A 17,916-nucleotide genomic window follows, 5' to 3' on the forward strand; every position below is an offset into this window, starting at 1 on the left:
CGGCCATGGACAGCGCGACCAGCCCACCCACCACGATCCCCACGGGCGGACCCACCGGGGCCTAACCCTCCAGCCCCGCCTCCGCCCGCAACACCCGCACCCACGTCTCGGGGTCCCGCTCCTCAACCCCGAGCCCCCGTGCGGCGAACCACCCCGCCACGTTCCGGAAGTCCCGCTCCAGGAAATCCAACCCCTGGGGATTGGCGACGACGTCCACCACCTGCGGCAGGTCGATGAGCACCAACCGGTCCTCGTGGACGAGCAGGTTGTAGGCGCTCAGGTCGCCGTGGGCGTAGCCGTGGCGGGCCAGCAGGAGCATGGCTTCGAGGAGCTGCCGCCACAGGTCCTGGAGTCGCTCAGGGTCGGGGCGGAGTTGGGCGAGGCGAGGGGCGGCTGTCCCGTCGGCGGAGCCGACGAACTCCAGCAGGAGTTCGGTGCCCACCCGTTGGGCGGGGTAGGGGACCGGGGCGCCGAGTTCCCAGAGGCGGGCGAGGGCGGCGAACTCGGCGGCGGCCCACTGCTCGGCGATGAGGTTGCGGCCGAAGTCGCTGCGGAGGGCGACCGCGCGGCCCTCGCGGGAGCGGCGCATGCGGCGGCCTTCGAGGTAGCCGGCGTCGCGGTGGAAGAGTCGGTGGTCGTTGCTGCGGTAGCGCTTCGCGGCGAGGAGGCAGGAGCGTTCGGTGCCGGGCAGGAACCGTTCCACGAGGTGGACGTCGGCTTCCTTGCCGGTTTTGAGGACGCCCAGTTCGCGGTCGACCGCCGCGAGTTCGGTGATCAACCACTGCGGGTGGGGCTCGGGACCCTGCTCGCCGTCGTCCCATGTGGACCACCGGTCGCCGTCGGGTGGGAGTGCGCCGTCCTCGGTGAGGGCGTCCTCGCGGCGGAGCGCGAGGAGATCGCGCTCCGTGGCGGTGAGCCGTCCCCGGCGCTGTGGCCCGATCTCGTCGTCGGCGCGGCGGCGACGCATGCGCTGGGCGCGCGGAGCGTCGTCATCCGTGTCGTCGTACTGGGCGTAGCGGTCGAAGATGTCGTCGCTGAAGTCGTTGGCGTGCTCGCGCACGGTGGGTGTCCTCCTGGACGGGAGCCCCACCGGGTGCGGAGTCAGCCGGTCGTCGCGCTCGGCCGATGGGGCTGGTGAACGGGATGCGAAGTGGAAGTCGTGACAAAGACCGCCATGAGGTCACCCCTTTCCTGCCCGTGGCCGACTGGGCCGTTTCCGACTACGTGCGGTCCAGCATGGCGCTGGTGTCGTTGGTCGCGCAACGGGTTTTTCTTCAGGAGACGACGAGGTCGAGGCCGAGGTCTCCGGTCTGCTCCAGCGACAGCCCGCCTCGCCGCGCCACCCGGCAGGCGTCCCGCGCGGTGTGCACCTCGGCGCGGGTCGTCGCCAGGACCCGCGCGAGCCGGCCCTTGTACGCCTTGTTGTGGTGGCTCACGGTCTTCCGCCGGCCGGTGGCGTCCTCGGTCACGACCCGGACGGTGACGGCGCCGCGCGCGGGGGCCAGCCCCGCGTACGCACCGGACCGCAGGTCGAGGATCAGGTCGTCCACAGTGGACAGGATGGGTTCGAGTGCCGGGCGCCACAGGTCGCGGAGCGGGCCGACTTCGGGCAGCGCGCTGCCTGCCGACAGGCGGTAGGCGGGGATGGGGTCGGCTCCCCGGACGAGTCCGAACAGGGCGGAGGCCACGGCGAGCCGTTGCTCGGCGCGGGCCAACTCCGCCCGGCTCATGCTGGCCACGTCCAATGCGTCGTAGAGCACACCGGTATAGCGGCGCAGGGCGGGAAGAGTGGGCGAGGACCACAACACCGCGTTGCGTTCCACCTCGGCCTCCTGCCGCTCGGAGAGCCCGAGCGCGGCCAGGCTCGCCGACACGTCGGACGCCAGCGTGACGAGCGCGTTCGCCGCCTGGCGGCGGGCGGGGGTCAGCTCCGGCCACGACAACGCGTCCAGGTCCAGCGGCGCGCCCGCGCCTCCGGCCGCCTTGGTCTCCGAGGGGGGCAGCAACACCAGCACGGCACCACCCTAGGCCGCGAAAACGTGTGGCCCCGCTCATGGCCGCACTCATACGGTCGACGCCCATGGAAATCACTTGGCGGGCCATGAGCAGCGAAGACATGTCAGCGTGGGTGGAGCTGCTCGACGAGGTCGAGACCGTCGACCAGACCGGGGAGCGCACCACCGCGGAGGACCTGGAGGAGTGGATCTCCGATCCCACGATCGAGTTGGGCAGGGACTCGCTGGTCGCGTTCGACGGGGAAACCCTCGTCGCCCAGGGCATCGTGACCGGGCGGGTCACCGACGAGGGGATCCACCGCGTTCGCGTGGAGGGCGCGGTCCGCCCGTCGCACCGCGGGCGTGGTCTGGGAGCGGAGTTGCTGCGTCGCCTCTTCGCCAGGGGGGAGGAGCTGCACCGCGAGCGCCACCCCGACATCCCGGCGGAGATGGAGGTCGGCTGCCACGAGCCGAACCGGCAGTTCGCGGCCCTGCTGGAGCAGCTCGGCCTCCGCCCGATCCGCCGCTTCTACGACATGCGACGCGACCTGGGCCGACCGATCGACCCCGTCGTCGTGCCCGAGGGCCTGCGCCTGGTCGAGTACACGGCCGAACTCGACGACAAGGTGCGTGTCGCGCACAACGCCGCGTTCGTCGACCACTGGGGAAACTCCGCCATGGACGAGGAACGTTGGAAGCGTGCCTGCACCGGCTCGTACAGCTTCCGCCCGTCCCTTTCCTATCTGTTGTTGACGCCGGACGGCGAAGTGGCGGCGTACCTCCTGACCCGGGAGCACCCGGCCGACACCGAGGCGACCGGGGTCCGCTCCGCCGTCATCGACCTCCTCGGCACGCGCCGTGAGTGGCGGGGGCGCGGCGCGGGGACGGCCCTGCTCATGCACGCCCTCGCCGCCTACGTCCGGAACGGCTTCGAGCGGGCGGAGCTCGGGGTCGACGTGAGCAACCCGACCGGCGCCCTCGGCATCTACGAGCGGTGCGGGTTCGAAGTGGCCACCGGCTGGGTGGCGTACTCGCGGGCGCTGCCGGCGGTCGAGCGGGGCCTGGCCGTACAATGATCACGGCGTGACCGTCTGGTCACGCGCTCGTGAGCCCGTGGCGGGTTCCCACCGCTCGGCGCCGCTCTCGGGAGACGGATCATGCGTGACCAAACGTGCCGCCGCCCCTGGTGGGGGCGGTCCCGGTGGGGGCGGGCGCGGGGCCGATGACGCTCGCCGACACCGGACGCGTGGTGCGGCCCTCCTGGGCCGAGGTCCCCGGCGCGGTCCGCGCCATCGTCGAGGAACGGCTCGGGGTGTCCGTCCGGAAGGCCTGGGGACAGGTCGGCGGTTTCACCCCGGGCCTGGCGTCCCGGTTGGCGCTGGCCGACGGCCGGCGGGTCTTCGTGAAGGGCCTGCCGGCGACGCACGCGCAGGCCGCCAGCTACCGCCTGGAGGGCAGGGTCGCGGAGCGCCTGCCGGAGCGCGCGCCCACGCCTCGTCTGCTGTTCCGCGTCGACGACGAGTGGATCGTGCTCGCCTTCGAGGACGTGGACGGCCGGGAGCCCAACGTCCGTCCGGGCTCCCCGGACCTGGCCGCCGTGTTGAGCGCGTTGAACGGGTTGGCGAAGGCCTTCACCCCGTGCCCGTTGCCCGACGCGCCGAGCGTGCTGGTCGATCTGGCGCCCCTGCTGCGCGGGTGGGCGGCGCTGGCGGTCGCCCCGCCCGCCGACCTGGACCCGTGGGCGTCGCGGAACCTGGACTCGCTGGTCGCCGTGGAGACGGCGTGGCACCCGTGGGCCGAGGGCGACACCCTGCTGCACAACGACCTCCGGCCCGACAACATGATCCGGAGGGTGGCCGACGGACGGGTCATGGTCGTGGACTGGTCCTACCCGTGTCACGGCGCCGCCTGGTTGGACATCGCCGCGCTGGTGCCGCACCTGCTGTTGGCCGGACACTCGCCGGCCGACGCCGAGCGGCTGGTGTTGTCCCGGCCGGCGGTGGCCCGCGTTCCGGCCTGGGCGGTCACCGGGTTCGCGGCCGCATGGGCTGGCTACTGGGAGCTGAACAGCCGCCTGCCGGAGCCGGCCGGCTCGCTCGGGCTGCGCGCCTACCAGCGGCGTGCGGCCGCCGTCGCCCGGTGGTGGGTCGCCCACCGCACCCGCTGGCCCTGACCTGGGGAAAAGGGGGCGGACGCGGTGGGCGTCGTTCACGGCAGGGCGCGTCGCTTCACACCGGCCCCGGCGGTCGCGCGATGACGACGAGACGCCCCTGATCCCCGGGGTGGGTCACGCGTGGTCGACCGGGTCGGAGACGCAGAACTCGTTGCCCTCCGGGTCGGCGAGCACCGTCCAGGCCAGTCCGGGCGCGCTGTGCTCGGTGACCCGGGTGGCGCCGAGTTCCTCCAGGCGGCGCACCTCCGCCTCGCGGTCGTCCGCGGCGAAGTCGAGATGCACCCGGTTCTTGCCGGCACGCGGCTCGGGCACGCGCTGGAGCCCCAGCGCGGGCGCGCCCTCGACGCCGAGGACCAGGAACCCGCCCCAGTCGCCCACGACGCTGGCGCCCAGCGCCCGTGTCCAGAACTCGGCGAGCCGGTGCGGGTCCAGGCAGTCGATCGTGACCATCTTCAGTGCGAGGGACATGGCCGCACCGTAGGGTCAGGCACCGACAAATCCGGATGGGCAGCGCGGGTACCCTGCACGAACACGTTCCGTTCCGCTACCGGGGAGCACTCCGCCGTGATCACGAGGATGTCGTCGCTGTTCCTGCGCACCCTGCGCGAGGACCCGGCCGACGCCGAGGTGCCCAGTCACAAGCTGTTGGTCCGCGCCGGCTACGTGCGGCGGATCGCGCCGGGAATCTACTCGTGGCTGCCGTTGGGCTACCGGGTGCTGCGCAACGTCGAGCGCGTCGTCCGCGAGGAGATGGACGCCATCGGCGCGCAGGAGGTCCACTTCCCCGCGCTGCTGCCGAAGGAGCCCTACGAGTCGACCGGCCGCTGGACCGAGTACGGCGACAGCCTGTTCCGGCTCAAGGACCGCAAGAAGGCCGACTACCTGCTCGGCCCGACGCACGAGGAGCTGTTCACCCTGATGGTCAAGGGTGAGTACAGCTCCTACAAGGACTACCCGGTCATCCTGTACCAGATCCAGAACAAGTACCGGGACGAGGAGCGCCCGCGCGCGGGCATCCTGCGCGGTCGCGAGTTCGTGATGAAGGACGCCTACTCGTTCGACCTGGACGACGAGGGGCTGAAGCGGTCCTACGAGCTGCACCGCGAGGCCTACGTCCGGATCTTCGACCGGCTTGGCCTGGAGTACCACGTGGTGTCGGCGGTCTCGGGCGCGATGGGCGGCTCGGCCAGCGAGGAGTTCCTCGCCCCGGCGGAGGTCGGCGAGGACACCTACGTGCGGTGTCTGGAGACCGGCTACGCCGCCAACGTCGAGGCCGTCACCACGCCCGCGCCGCCCGCCCGTCCGATCGAGGGCCTGCCCCCGGCCGAGGTGCACCACACCCCGGACACGCCGACCATCCAGAGCCTGGTGGACTTCCTCAACGCGGCCGAGCTGGGCCGGACGTTCACCGCGGCCGACACGTTGAAGAACGTCATGGTGAAGACCCGGCAGCCCGGCTCCGACGAGTGGGAGCTGCTGGGCGTGGGCGTGCCGGGGGACCGGGAGGTCGACTTCAAGCGGCTGGAGGCCTCGCTCGCCCCGCTGGAGGTCGCGCTGCTGGAGGAGGCGGACTTCGCCGCCAACCCGTGGCTGGTCAAGGGTTACATCGGCCCGAAGGCGCTGATCGACCACGGGGTGCGGTACCTGGTCGACCCGAGGATCGTGACCGGCACCGCGTGGGTGACCGGCGCGGACAAGCTCGACCACCACGTGATCGACCTGGTGTGCGGGCGGGACTTCACCCCGGACGGCACGATCGAGGCGGCCGAGGTCCGCGAGGGCGACCCGTCGCCGGACGGCGGCGGCACGCTGGTGATGGCCAGGGGCATCGAGATCGGGCACATCTTCCAGCTCGGCCGCAAGTACGCCGACGCCGCGCAGCTCGACGCGCTCGGCCCCGACTCGAAGCCGATCCGGATCACGATGGGCTCCTACGGCATCGGCGTGTCGCGGGCCGTGGCGGCCATCGCCGAGCAGCGGCACGACGAGCTGGGTCTGGTGTGGCCGAGGGAGATCGCCCCGGCCGACGTGCACGTGGTGGTCGCCGGCAAGGACGACGCGGTGCGGTCGGGCGCGGAGCGGATCGCCGCCGAGCTGGACGCGGCCGGCGTGCGGGTCCTCCTCGACGACCGCACGGCGTCGCCGGGCGTGAAGTTCGCGGACGCGGAGCTGATCGGCGTGCCGACCATCCTGGTGGTGGGCCGAGGTCTGGCCAAGGGCGTGGTCGAGGTCAAGGACCGCGCGACGGGCGAGCGGACCGAGGTGGCGGCCGACGAGGTGGTTTCTCACCTGGTGGCGCTCTGCCGTTCCTGAGCGCCATTCCTGGCCGCCGTTCCTGACCCCATTCCCCTTCCTCACCCACCACTTCTGGCCGCCATCGCTGTTTGCGGCCGGTGCTCCCGGTGGAGTTGCCCGCCTTTCGCGGGAAACTCCACCGGGCGGATTTTCCGGTGGCGGAAGGGGAGCCGGGGTGTTCGCGGGGTCCGCCAGGCCACCACATCGGGCTTTCCCGTCCTTTGTGGACAGTCCATCGCGTGGGCCTGTTCGAGGGGAATCGCCTGATGGGCCGGGGTGTGGTGTTCGAAGGGGTCCGTTGAGACAGACTGTCCTATGTGGACGGCTGTCCAGTTGTCCACAGGCGGGTCAGTTATCCACAGGTAGCGTCCTGTGGCTGGGTCGAGGCGGGGTTCCGCGTTACGCTGGACCGGGGTTCGCCCCCCGGAGAGGGTGGGGGCTGCGCGGGGTCAGGTGGAGCGGCCGAGGACGGCGTCCAGCACCGCGTCGGTGTCCCTGAGGTCGGGCAGCACGGCGTGCGCGCCGGCCGCGCGGAGATCCTCCGCGGCGCACAGTCCCGTGGCCACGCCCACCGCGACCGCGCCGTTGCGCAGCGCCCCCTCGACGTCCGCCGGCGTGTCTCCCAGCACCACCACGGCCTCGCCCCCGTAGGGCACGGCGCGTCCGGCGCTCGCCCTGGCCGTCGCCGCCGCGACCAGGTCGGCCCGGTCGAGTGAGGCGTCCCCGTAGCCGCCGATCGCGAAGTCGATGTGCCGGTCGAGCCCGAACACGCTCAGCTTCTGGCGCGCGATCGCGCGCAGGTTCCCCGTGACCACGCTCTGCGTGACCCCGGGGAGCGCCGCGAGCGCCGTCAGGGCGGCCGCCGCGCCGGGCAGCGCGCGACCCCGCGCGGCGAGCAGCTCGGCTCCCTCGGCCGCGACCGCGACCAGTTCGGCGAAGAACGCCTCCACCAGCCCGTTCCCGGTGTCCAGTCCGTGCGCGGCGAACACCTCCAGGGTGACCGCGCGCTCGGTGCGCCCCGCGAAGGTCGGGGGATGGCGCAGCTCCAAACCCGTCAGCCGGCGCAGCGCCGTCGCGTACCAGGCTCGGCCGAGCCGGGCGCCGTCGACCAGCGTCAGGTCGACGTCCCAGAGCACCAGCCGGTGCGGCGTCTCCCGGATCACCCGGCCATCCTGGCATCTCGTCGCCCGGTCGGGCGAACAGCGGGCGCCGGGTCATGCCGGGGCCGCCTCGTCCGGGTAGGACGAGCAACGTGACGCCCGACCGGATCCCGGCCGCCGCCGAGGGCAGCGAGGAGCTCACCGAGCACCTGCGCGCGCACGGCGTCGCACTCGTTGCCCTGTCCTTTGTGGACAACGCAGGGGTGGCGAGGGTCAAGGCCGTCCCGGTGGGCGGGCTGGCGGCGGCCGCCCGGTACGGGGTCGGCGCGTCGCCGTGCTTCGACACCTTCGGGTTCGACGACGTCGCCTCCGCCGCGCGGTTCCTCGGCGGCCCCGACGGCGACCTGCGGCTGGTGCCGGACCCGGAGCGGCTGGCGCCGCTGGCCTGCCAGCCGGGGTGGGCGTGGGCCCCGGTCGACCGGTACGTCCAGGAGGGGCCGCGGTTCGTCGGGTGCCAGCGTGCCTTCGCGGCCGCCCAGACCGACGCGGCCCGGCGGCGGGGCCTGCGGCTGCGCATGGCCTTCGAACACGAGTGGTCGGTGGGCAGGGCGGAGGCGGCCCCGGACTTCGCGCCGGCGTTGGACGGTCCGGCCTACGGGCTGGTCCGGCTCGGCCAGGCCGCCGAGCACGCCCGGGACCTGGTGGAGGCGCTGGACGCGCAGGGCGTCACGGTCGAGCAGTTCCACCCGGAGGCGGGCGTGGCGCAGTTGGAGCTGTCGGTGGCTCCCCGCGACCCGGTCGGCGCGGCCGACGACGTGGTCTTGGTCCGGCACACGATCCGACGGCTCAGCGCGGCGCGGGGCTGGCAGGCCTCCTTCGCGCCGTGCGTCGTTCCCGGGAGGGTGGGCGCGGGCGCGCACCTGCACCTGTCCGTGCACGACGAGGAGGGCAACGCGTTCACCGGGGGCCAGGGCCGCTACGGGCTCCGGCCGTGGGGGGAGGCGTTCCTCGCGGGCGTGCTGCGCGAGCTGCCGGCGCTGGTCGCCGTCGGGGCCGGCAACCCGGCGAGCTTCCTGCGCCTCCAGCCGTCGCGGTGGGCCGGTGTGTGGCAGTGCTGGGGGCGGGAGACGAGGGAGACGGCGATGCGCCTGGTCACCGGTACCGTCGGCACCGGGGCGTGGGCGGCCAACGCGGAGGTGAAGTGCCTCGACGCGACGGGCAACCCGTACCTGGTGGTCGGCGCCGTGGTCGCCGCGGGGCTGGCCGGTGTGGACGACGGCCTGCGGCTGCCGGCCGAGATCCACGGCGACCCGGCGACGTGGAGCGAGGCGGCGCGGGAACGCGCCGGCGTGCGGCGGCTGCCCACCACGCCGGGGGAGGCGGTCGACGCGCTCGCCGCGTCCTCGGTGCTCCGGCGGGCGATGGGCGAGCCGCTGCACGACGCCGTGCTCGCCGTGCGCCGGGGTGAGGCCGAGCGGCACGCCGACGCCAGCCCCGCCGACCTGGCCGCCCTCACCCGCTGGCGGTTCTGACATGGCCGGGCTGACCGACGACGCGGCGTTGATCGACCAGCACTGCCACGGGGTGGTGACCACCGACCTGGACCGGTTGGCGTTCGAGGCGTTGCTCACCGAGGCGACGCGGGCCACGCCGGACCGCAGCCGGTTCGACTCGATGCTGGGTCTGGCGGTGCGCCGCTGGTGCGCCCCGGTCCTCGGGTTGCCCGCGCACGCCGAGGCCGACGAGTACCTGGAGCGCAGGGCCGAGCTGGGGTGGTGGGAGGCCAGCACCCGGCTGCTGCGGGCCGCCGGCGTGACGGACTGGCTGGTCGACACCGGGTTCACCCCGGTCACCCTGACCGGTGTCCCCGAGGTGGCGGAGCTGGCCGCCGGGACCGCCCACGAGATCGTCCGGCTGGAGACCCTCGCCGAGCGGGTCGCCGAGGCGGGCGGCTCCGCCGAGGAGTTCGCCGCCGACCTGGAGACCGAACTGCACCGTGCCGCGGCCGGCGCGGTCGGGCTGAAGAGCGTCGCCGCCTACCGCGCCGGTCTGGACCTGCCGGCCCGGCCGCCCTCGCCCGCGGCGTTGGCGGCGGCCGTGGGGCGCTGGTTCGCGGTCGGGGGTCGCCTCGTCGACCCGCTGGTGATCGGCTGGCTGGTCCACCTCGGGGTGCGGGTCGGCGCCGAGTTCGGCCTGCCCCTGCAACTCCACACCGGCTTCGGCGACGACGACCTGCGGCTCCACCAGGCGGACCCGTCGCTGCTCACCGACTTCCTGACCGCGACAAGGGACAGCGGGACCACCGTCGTGCTGTTGCACTGCTGGCCGTACCACCGGCAGGCCGCCTACCTCGCCCACGTGTTCGGGCACGTCGTCGTCGACGTCGGGCTCGCGGTCCCGCACGTCGGCGCACGGTCCGGCGCGGTCTTGGCGGAGCTGTTGGAGTTGGCCCCGTTCGGCGCGGTGTGCTTCTCCTCCGACGGCTACGGGCTGCCCGAACTGCACTTCCTCGGAGCGTTGCTCTGGCGCCGGGAGCTGGGGCGGCTGCTTGACGCGTGGATCGCGGACGACGTGTTGACCTGCGCCGACGCCGAACGGCTCGTCGCCTCGGTGGCGCGGGACAACGCGCTGCGCGTCTACACCAGGATGCCGGAGTGACGGCGGAGGCCATCATGGCGGCGTGACGACCACGAACACCGCGCCCGCCCTGCTCGCGGGAATGGCCGCCCTCGCCCGCTCGGTGGACGGCGGCGACCCCGACGCGGAGCCGGTGGTGCTGGCCGAGCGGGCGGACGTGCTCGTCGTGCGGGTGGGCGACGTCGTGGTGAAGGCGCACCGCCCGGACATGGACGAGGCGGTGTTGCGGGACCGGCTCGTCCTCGCCAGCCATCCGGGGTTGCGGGGCGTCGTTCTCCCGCCGGTTCGGTGGGGTGACGCGGACGGGTGGGTGGCCAGGGTCGAGGACCGGTTGGTCACGGCGTGGCCGTGGGGTGAGCCGGTGCATCCGGAAGGGCCGGTTCCGTGGGAGGAGGCCGGCCGACTGCTCGCCGCGTTGCACTCCGTGCTGTTGTCGGGGTTGTCCGAGCCCGTCACGGCCGTCCCGAGGTGCGGCGCCCCCGCCCGTCTCGCGCGGACCGTCCGGGAACTCGACCGCGTTGACTCCTCAAGCGCCGTCACCGAGATCCGACGGGCGCACGCGACGCTCCCGTCCTGGGTGCGGGCGCCGGACGCGGCCGACTGGCGCGACCACGAGGGAGGACCGGCGGGACTGGTGCTCGCGCACGGCGACTGGCACCTGGGTCAGCTCGTCCGTCGACGCGACCCGCACGCCGCGCGCGAGGGGAGCGGCGACGGCTGGCTGCTGATCGACACCGACGACCTGGGGCTGGGCGCCCCGTCCTGGGATCTCGGCCGGGTCGCCGCCTGGCACGCCGCCGGTCTGCTGCCGTCCGAGGTGTGGGAGCGGTTCCTCGGCGCCTACCGCCGGGCCGGCGGGCCCGCGGTGCCGGCGGTCGGCGACCCCTGGCCGGCCGTGGACGTCGCGGCGCGGGTGTACGTGGTGCAGTCGGCCGCGGTCGGCGTCCTGAGGGCGGGGCGGGAGGGGCGCGGGCTCGACGAGGTGGACCAGGCGCTGGTCGACACCTGCCGTCGGATCGCCGATCTTCACGCTTCCCGATGACGTATCGTGGCGATCACGTGCCGACTTGTCCGGTTCGGACCGATCCGAGAAGGGGCGAACCAATGCAGTGTCCCAAGTGCCACGGGGCCATGCGGACGTACAACCGCAACGGCGTTCAGATCGAGCAGTGCGACATGTGCCGGGGCATCTTCCTCGACTTCGGCGAGCTGGAGGCGCTGACCCGGCTGGAGGGCCAGTGGGCGCAGCAGGTCCCGCCGGCTCCGGCCCCCGCTCCCGCCGCGCCGCCCACCTACCCGGCGCAGCCCGCGTGGGGCGCGCACGCCCCGCACGGCCACTACCACCACGGGCACCACAAGCACGGCGTGAGCCGCCTGTTCTTCTCGTCCTGACGCCGGTCGGCCGCCCCGGGGAGCCGGGGCGGCGAGCGGACCGGTCGCCGGCCGGCTAGGCCAGGTCCCGCCGGCTGGTCTCGGGCGCGAGGAGCATGCCGAGCACGGTCAGCGCCAGGCAGCCCGCCAGCAGCAGCGCGATGGGCACCGGCGAGTGCGTCGTGCGGAGCAGCTCGGTTCCCACCAGCGGGGCGGCGGCGCCGGCGAGCAGGGTCGCCGCCTGGTACCCGAGGGAGACGCCGGAGTAGCGCACCGTGGTGTCGAACAGCTCGGCGTAGAAGGCGGACTGCGCTCCGGTGAGCAGGCCGTGCAGCAGCAGGCCGACTCCCACCGCGAGCAGCACCAGCCCGTACTGGCCGCTTCCCACCAGCGGGAAGAAGGCCGCCGTCCAGGCGGCGGCCCCCGTCGCGGCCGCCACGGACACCGGTCGCCGGCCCCAGCGGTCGGACAGGGCACCGCCCAGCAGCATCGCCCCGATCTGCACCACGGACCCGATCGTCACCGCGCCCGTGGCGACGTGCTTGGGCAGGCCGACGCTGCCCGCGTAGACGAGCAGGAAGATCGTGAAGACGTAGAACGTGGCGTTCTCGCCGACGCGCGCGGCGAACACGCTGAACAGCGCGCGCGGGTGGGTGCGCAGCGCCTGCACGAGCGGCGCGCGGGGCGGGCGCTCCTTGGTGAGCGTGGCGGCGAACAGGGGCGACTCGGTGACCTGGAGCCGCACCCACAACCCGACGAGCACCAGCAGCACCGAGGCCAGGAACGGCACGCGCCACCCCCACTGGGCGTACTCGGCCTCGCTCATCACCGAGCCGGTCGCCGCGAGGGCCGCGGTGGCCAGCAGGTTCCCCAGCGGTCCCCCGGCCTGGGGCCATGCGGTCCAGAACCCGCGGCGGCCGGCGGGGCCGTGCTCGGCGACCAGCAGGACCGCGCCGCCGAACTCCCCGCCGAGGGCGAAGCCCTGGATCAGGCGCAGCACCGTGAGCAGCACGGGCGCGGCGACGCCGATCTGGTGGTAGCCGGGGAGCAACCCGATGAGCACCGAGGCGCCGCCCATCATCAGCAGGCTCACCACGAGCAGCCGTTTGCGGCCGATCCGGTCGCCGAAGTGGCCGAACACCAGGCCGCCCAGGGGGCGGGCCGCGAAACCCACGGCGTAGGTGACCAGCGCCAGGAGCACGCCCAGCAGGCCGTCGGAGTGGGGGAAGAACACCGGGCCGAACACGGTCGCGGCGGCGGCGCCGTAGAGGAAGAAGTCGTAGAACTCGACGGTCGTGCCCACGACGCCGGCGCCCACCACGCGCGCCAACGTGCCCGTGGTCCCGGTCACCCCAGTTGCGGTCATGCGGCGGAGCGTGCCTGGCGGGCACCCCCGTGGTCAAGATCTCTTTGTTCGGAGGTCGGAACACGGGTGTTCGGAGAGCGCGACTTGGAGGGGCCGTCGGGTGACCGTGCGAGCCGGGGGACAGGAGCCGTGGAAAACAAGCGGGTTCGGCGAGGGGAAATCGTTGTGACCCGCGTTCGAGACGAACGAGAAACACCCTCGAATCATCGTTCGACCAGGTGAAACAACCCGATCTCACCCATTGGGTTGGGTGGGCGGCCCAAAAATGTCAGACCCCTCCGGAAGAATCAGAACCGGGGGTCCCCCTTTTACCAAGCCCTGGGGTCGCGCGCACGCGCGTGCGTGACGCTGCCCGGGGCTGGGAGGGCGGCGGCGGCGAAACGCGCGCGGGGGTGAAGCACGGCGACGCTCCCGCGGACCCTGCGGGCACACCCCCAGTAGGCGTGCCCGTGGGACCGCGGGAGCGTCCGCCGGGTCCGCGGCGTGGCGCGGGCCGTCAGAAGCGTCAGAACAGGCCGGTGGGCCTGGTGTCGTAGCTGACGACGACGCTCTTCGTCTGCTGGTAGTGCCCCAGCGTGGACACGTGGCCCTCGCGGCCGAAGCCCGACCGCTTGTACCCGCCGAAGGCCGCGTGGGCGGGGTAGGCGTGGTAGCAGTTCACCCAGACCCGACCGGCCTCGACGGACCGGGCGAGGCGGTGCGCGGTGTTGCCGTCCCGGGACCACACGCCCGCGCCGAGCCCGTACTGGGTGTCGTTGGCGATCCGCACGGCCTCGTCCACGTCGGAGAACCGGGTCGCCGAGACGACGGGGCCGAAGATCTCCTCCTGGAAGATCCGCATCCGGTTGTCGCCGCTGAAGATCGTCGGCTCCACGTAGTAGCCGTCCTCCAGCCCCGGCACCGTCCGCCGGCCCCCGCCGACCAGCACCTCGGCCCCCTCCTCGCGCCCCAGCTCCAGGTAGGAGAGGATCTTCGCGAGCTGCTCGGCGCTGGCCTGGGCCCCGACCTGCGTCGCCGGGTCGAGCGGGTCGCCCAGCACCAGCTCCCCGGTGCGCCGGACCGCGCGGTCCATGAACTCGTCCCAGATCGACTCGTGCACCAGCGCGCGGGAGGGGCAGGTGCACACCTCGCCCTGGTTCAGGGCGAACATCACGAACCCCTCGACCGCCTTGGCGGCGAACTCGTCGTCGGCGGCGAACACGTCGGGCAGGAAGATGTTGGGGCTCTTGCCGCCCAGCTCCAGCGTCACCGGCAGGATGTTCTCCGCCGCGTACCGCATGATGAGCTGCCCGGTGCTGGTCTCCCCGGTGAAGGCGATCTTCGCGATCCCCGGGTGCACCGCGAGCGCCCTGCCCGCCTCGGGCCCGTAGCCGTTGACCACGTTGACCACGCCGTCCGGCAGCAGGTCCGCGACCAGCTCGACGAACAGCAGCACCGAGGCCGGGGTCTGCTCCGCGGGCTTGAGCACGACGCAGTTGCCGGCGGCCAGCGCGGGGGCCAGCTTCCACGCGGTGAGCAGCAGCGGGAAGTTCCACGGGATGATCTGGGCGACCACGCCCAGCGGCTCCCGGAAGTGGTAGGCGACCAGGTCCCGCTCGACCTGGCTGATCGAGCCCTCCTGGGCGCGGATCGCGCTGGCGAAGTACCGGAAGTGGTCGATCGCCAGCGGGAGGTCGGCGCCCAGTGCCTCGCGGATCGGCTTGCCGTTCTCCCAGCTCTCGGCGACGGCCAGTCGTTCGAGGGCCGACTCCACACGGTCGGCGACGCGGAGCAGGACGTTGGCGCGCTCACCGGGGCTGGTCGCCGACCAGGCGGGGAACGCGTCGCGGGCGGCGGTCACCGCGAGGTCGACGTCCGCCTCGGACGAGCGGGCGACCCGGGTGAAGACGCGCCCGTCGACCGGGCTGACGTCGTCGAGGTACTCGCCCTGGACCGGCGGCACCCACTTGCCGCCGATGAAGTTCTCGTACCGGGGGGCGAACCGCACGAGGCTGTCGGCTTGTCCGGGACGCGCGTACGCCATGACGCTCCTCCATAGCCCGCTGGTCGGGGGTGCGGGGCGTGGAGGCTATGACCCGACCGGTTGGCGCGAGGTTGGGCGCGGCCAGGCAGGACGGGGGTGCGTCGGACGGCGACACGGTGGACCGCGAGACCGTGAATCACGAGACCGTGGATCGCGAGACCGTGAATACCGTGGATCGCGAGACGGTGGATCGCGAGACGGTGGGGGAGGGGGACGACGGGGAGGTGGCGACCGGCGGCTTCGCGGACCCGCCTCAGAGCGCCATCAACGCGCGGAGCCGGGCGGCCAGCAACGCCCTGCGGCTGTCGCCGGGCCGGAGTCGGGCCATCGCGCCGCGCAGCACGCCGACGTCCGCGGGGTGGTGGTCGGACCACGCCAGCACCGCGTCCGGATCGGGGTCGCCGGCCAGGCCCTCCCGCACGGCCGCCGCCAGGTACCGGGACCAGTCCAGCAGCTCGGGCGACTCGGTGCCGGGCAGCAGCTCGCCCCGGTAGTCGTCGGCCGCCGCGCGCACGTCGCCCCGCCGGACCGCGGCCAGCACGTCCAGCGCGTCGCACCGGACCGGGCCCTGGAGCCGGTAGGGGCGGGAGGCGATGCGCCCGCCGAGCTGGCGGCGCAGGTGGGAGATCTCGGCCTTCAGCGTGCCCCTGCTGACCGGCTCGTCGCCGTAGAGGTGGGCGTGCAGCTCCCCGCCGTCCAGCCCCTCGGGGTAGAGGGTGAGCAGGGCCACGATCTCCATCTGGCGCGGTGACACCGGGACTCTGCGGGAGCCCAGCCGCAGCTCCGGCCGGCCGAGCAGGCGCACCTCCAGCAGCTCCTGCTCGACCTGGTCGGAGGGCTGGGGCGCCTCGGGCGAGCTGAGCACCGCGCGGAAGAGCTGGGCCAGCGCCTGGGTCGCCGGCATCGCGAGCGGCTGGGTCTTCGTCCACGTGGTGGTCAGGTCGATCACGCCGAGCCGCTGCCCGGTGAGCGGGTCGTCGACCGGGGTGGCGTAGCAGACGAAGTCCTGGACCGAGGTGTTGAAGTGCTCGCCCGACCACACCGTGCACGGAGCCCCGGTGCGCTGGGCGAGGTCGATGCCGTTGGTGCCCATGCTGCCCTCGTCCCAGCGCGCGCCGGGCACGAAGTTGACCTGCTCGGCGCGCTTGCGGATGACGGGGCTGGTCGCGGTCCACAGCAGCCGGCTGTTCTCGTCGGCCACGGCCACCACGACCTGGCCCTCCTCGCCGACGCGGCGGAGCTCGTCCTCCAGGACGGTGACGGCGTGCCCCATGCGGCTGCCCCGCCACGCGGTGTCGGGCAGGTCCTCGGTCGGCGCGGCGTTCCGGCTCAGCACCCCCTGGTCGAGGGACCTCCGCCAGCTTTGCGCCACCTCCGGCCGCAGACCGTCCCGCTCCGCCCCGCGCGAGGCGACGAAGCGTTCCCAACGCTCGGTCAGGGCGTCTCGCTCGGTGCGAATGCTGCTCGGCGCCATGGCACTCCGTCCATCACATCCCCGTGGCAAGGATTACCGCTCGTCGTTCGGGCCTCGTCGGCGGGCACATCCCAGGGTTGGGTCACCGAGGGTATTGGTTTCGATACGGTGCGGGGAAGTCGGACCGGGTGCGGCGCGTTCGGCGTGTCCAATGGTCCACACGGCCGGGTGCTCAATCTCGCCACCGGCTTAACCCTGGAGGAAGCTCAGCCGGACGGTTCGCACCGGATTGTCGACGTTGGTGTCCACCAGACAGAGGGACTGCCACGTGCCGAGGGTCATCCGTCCGCCCACGACCGGGACGGTCGCGTACGGGGGCAGGAAGGCGGGCAGCACGTGGTCCCTGCCGTGGCCGGGGGAGCCGTGCCGGTGCCGCCAGCGGTCGTCGGCCGGCAGCAGGTCGCGCAGGGCCGCCAGCAGGTCGTCGTCGCTGCCGGCCCCGGTCTCGATCACGGCCAGTCCCGCGGTGGCGTGCGGCACCCAGACGTGCAGCAGCCCGTCGGCGCCGCGGGGCACCTCGGGGCGGGCGAGGAACCGTTCGCAGTCCCCGGTCAGGTCGTGGACCACCTCGACGGCCCCGGTGCGGATCTGGATCTCCTCCGTGAGCACGGGCCCACCGTACGTCCGCCGGCCCGACCCTCGCAGGGGGCGGCCAGGCGACCGGGGACGGCCGGGACAGGGCCGCGTGGAACCGGCCGGAGCGCGCGGGAACGAGCGCCGAGGGACGGGGTCGGGACGGGTTTGACCGGCCGCGGGGCCGCAGCGTAAGGATGGGGCGTCCGGATGACCGCCCGGTCACACGCAGGAGGCCCGGTGCCGACCGACGTCTGGCGCAACCTCGCGCCCGCCAAGCGGGAGCGCGTGCTCGCCGCCGCCTCGGCGGAGTTCGGCAGGGTCGGCTTCTCCCGGGGTTCGCTGAACACCATCGCGCGTGAGGCCGACGTCGCGAAGGGCTCGCTGTTCCAGTACTTCGACAACAAGCTCGACCTGTTCGCGACCGTGGGCGACGAGGCGGCCCGGCGGGTCAGGGCGGCGATGGCGCCGCGCCTGCGTGAGCTGTCCGCGTCCCTGCCCACGCTCGCCGAGGCGCTGGTCGAGGCGTTGGTGGAGTGGGTCCGGTGGTTCGCCGCGCATCCCGTGGAGCGCGGGGTGGTCACGGCCACCAACCTGGAGATGGACGGCGAGGTGCGGCGGGCCGTGCGCGGCGTGGCCCACCGCCACTACCTGGAGGTGCTGCGCCCGTGGGTGGCGCGGGCGGCGGCCGAGGGCCAGCTCGCCCCCCACGCCGACGAGGACGCGGTGCTGGCCTGGCTGCTCCTGTTGGTCCCCCACCTGGCCATGGCCCCGTTCGTGCCCGAACTCGACCCCGTGCTCGGGCTCCACGGCGCGGACGAGGAGACGGTCCGCGCGGCGGTGCGGCGGATGGTCGCGGTCCTCCTGCCCCCGCCCGGGATGTGAGCGTTGACCGGTTCCGGTGCCCGCG

General features: G+C 73.5%; 16 protein-coding genes. 8 read left to right on the forward strand and 8 right to left on the reverse strand.

The features are described 5' to 3' along the window. Window positions 1-61: 61 nt before the first annotated feature. Window positions 62-1,060, reverse strand: coding sequence for an RIO1 family regulatory kinase/ATPase domain-containing protein (locus tag LX15_RS02780; protein ID WP_372502168.1), 999 nt, complete (start codon window positions 1,058-1,060; stop codon window positions 62-64). Window positions 1,061-1,274: 214 nt separating this feature from the next. Next, entirely contained in the window at window positions 1,275-2,015 is a 741-nt protein-coding gene (gene yaaA, locus LX15_RS02785) for a peroxide stress protein YaaA (RefSeq protein WP_253667848.1), read from the reverse strand. A 101-nt stretch (window positions 2,016-2,116) separates the two neighbouring features. On the opposite strand from yaaA, the gene LX15_RS02790 reads away from it, so the two are divergent. Then, complete coding sequence (locus LX15_RS02790) at window positions 2,117-3,070, forward strand: GNAT family N-acetyltransferase (protein ID WP_253667849.1); 954 nt, start codon at window positions 2,117-2,119, stop codon at window positions 3,068-3,070. Window positions 3,071-3,165: 95 nt separating this feature from the next. Beyond that, window positions 3,166-4,167 (forward strand): phosphotransferase family protein, encoded by a 1,002-nt coding sequence (locus LX15_RS02795; protein ID WP_253667850.1) that lies wholly within the window; start codon window positions 3,166-3,168, stop codon window positions 4,165-4,167. Between the two features lie 114 nt (window positions 4,168-4,281). Here the strand turns inward: LX15_RS02795 and LX15_RS02800 are convergent, their stop codons facing one another. Further along, on the reverse strand, window positions 4,282-4,635 hold the full coding sequence (locus tag LX15_RS02800; protein WP_253667851.1) for a VOC family protein: 354 nt from the start codon (window positions 4,633-4,635) through the stop codon (window positions 4,282-4,284). A 96-nt stretch (window positions 4,636-4,731) separates the two neighbouring features. On the opposite strand from LX15_RS02800, the gene LX15_RS02805 reads away from it, so the two are divergent. Beyond that, window positions 4,732-6,480 carry a proline--tRNA ligase gene (locus tag LX15_RS02805; RefSeq protein ID WP_253667852.1) on the forward strand — a complete coding sequence of 583 codons (1,749 nt, stop codon included), beginning with the start codon at window positions 4,732-4,734 and terminating at the stop codon, window positions 6,478-6,480. 431 nt (window positions 6,481-6,911) lie between these two features. Here LX15_RS02805 and LX15_RS02810 read toward each other — a convergent pair whose 3' ends face one another. After that, complete coding sequence (locus LX15_RS02810) at window positions 6,912-7,625, reverse strand: HAD family hydrolase (RefSeq protein WP_308213393.1); 714 nt, start codon at window positions 7,623-7,625, stop codon at window positions 6,912-6,914. Between the two features lie 89 nt (window positions 7,626-7,714). Here LX15_RS02810 and LX15_RS02815 point away from each other — a divergent pair, with 89 nt between their 5' ends. From LX15_RS02815 to LX15_RS02830, 4 genes are all read left to right on the forward strand, one after another. After that, window positions 7,715-9,094 (forward strand): type I glutamate--ammonia ligase, encoded by a 1,380-nt coding sequence (locus LX15_RS02815; RefSeq protein ID WP_253667853.1) that lies wholly within the window; start codon window positions 7,715-7,717, stop codon window positions 9,092-9,094. A 1-nt stretch (window position 9,095) separates the two neighbouring features. After that, complete coding sequence (locus LX15_RS02820; protein WP_253667854.1) at window positions 9,096-10,220, forward strand: amidohydrolase family protein; 1,125 nt, start codon at window positions 9,096-9,098, stop codon at window positions 10,218-10,220. Between the two features lie 22 nt (window positions 10,221-10,242). Next, window positions 10,243-11,241 carry a phosphotransferase family protein gene (locus LX15_RS02825; RefSeq protein ID WP_253667855.1) on the forward strand — a complete coding sequence of 333 codons (999 nt, stop codon included), beginning with the start codon at window positions 10,243-10,245 and terminating at the stop codon, window positions 11,239-11,241. Window positions 11,242-11,303: 62 nt separating this feature from the next. Continuing rightward, the gene (locus LX15_RS02830) at window positions 11,304-11,591 is read left to right on the forward strand and encodes a TFIIB-type zinc ribbon-containing protein (protein ID WP_253667856.1); all 288 of its coding nucleotides are present in this window, start codon (window positions 11,304-11,306) and stop codon (window positions 11,589-11,591) included. A 55-nt stretch (window positions 11,592-11,646) separates the two neighbouring features. On the opposite strand, the gene LX15_RS02835 is transcribed toward LX15_RS02830, so the two are convergent. From LX15_RS02835 to LX15_RS02850, 4 genes are all read right to left on the reverse strand, one after another. Then, entirely contained in the window at window positions 11,647-12,936 is a 1,290-nt protein-coding gene (locus tag LX15_RS02835) for an MFS transporter (RefSeq protein WP_253667857.1), read from the reverse strand. A 505-nt stretch (window positions 12,937-13,441) separates the two neighbouring features. Continuing rightward, complete coding sequence (locus LX15_RS02840; protein ID WP_253667858.1) at window positions 13,442-14,959, reverse strand: aldehyde dehydrogenase family protein; 1,518 nt, start codon at window positions 14,957-14,959, stop codon at window positions 13,442-13,444. Window positions 14,960-15,212: 253 nt separating this feature from the next. Then, a complete protein-coding gene (locus LX15_RS02845) occupies window positions 15,213-16,433 on the reverse strand; it encodes a transcriptional regulator (RefSeq protein ID WP_253667859.1) in 1,221 nt (406 codons plus the stop codon). Between the two features lie 189 nt (window positions 16,434-16,622). Continuing rightward, window positions 16,623-17,042 (reverse strand): YjbQ family protein, encoded by a 420-nt coding sequence (locus LX15_RS02850; RefSeq protein ID WP_253667860.1) that lies wholly within the window; start codon window positions 17,040-17,042, stop codon window positions 16,623-16,625. A gap of 204 nt (window positions 17,043-17,246) precedes the next feature. On the opposite strand from LX15_RS02850, the gene LX15_RS02855 reads away from it, so the two are divergent. Continuing rightward, window positions 17,247-17,891, forward strand: a complete 645-nt coding sequence (locus LX15_RS02855; protein ID WP_253667861.1) for a TetR/AcrR family transcriptional regulator — start codon at window positions 17,247-17,249, stop codon at window positions 17,889-17,891. Window positions 17,892-17,916: the final 25 nt, after the last annotated feature.

The organism is Streptoalloteichus tenebrarius, from assembly GCF_024171885.1.
GTDB classification, from domain to species: domain Bacteria; phylum Actinomycetota; class Actinomycetes; order Mycobacteriales; family Pseudonocardiaceae; genus Streptoalloteichus; species Streptoalloteichus tenebrarius.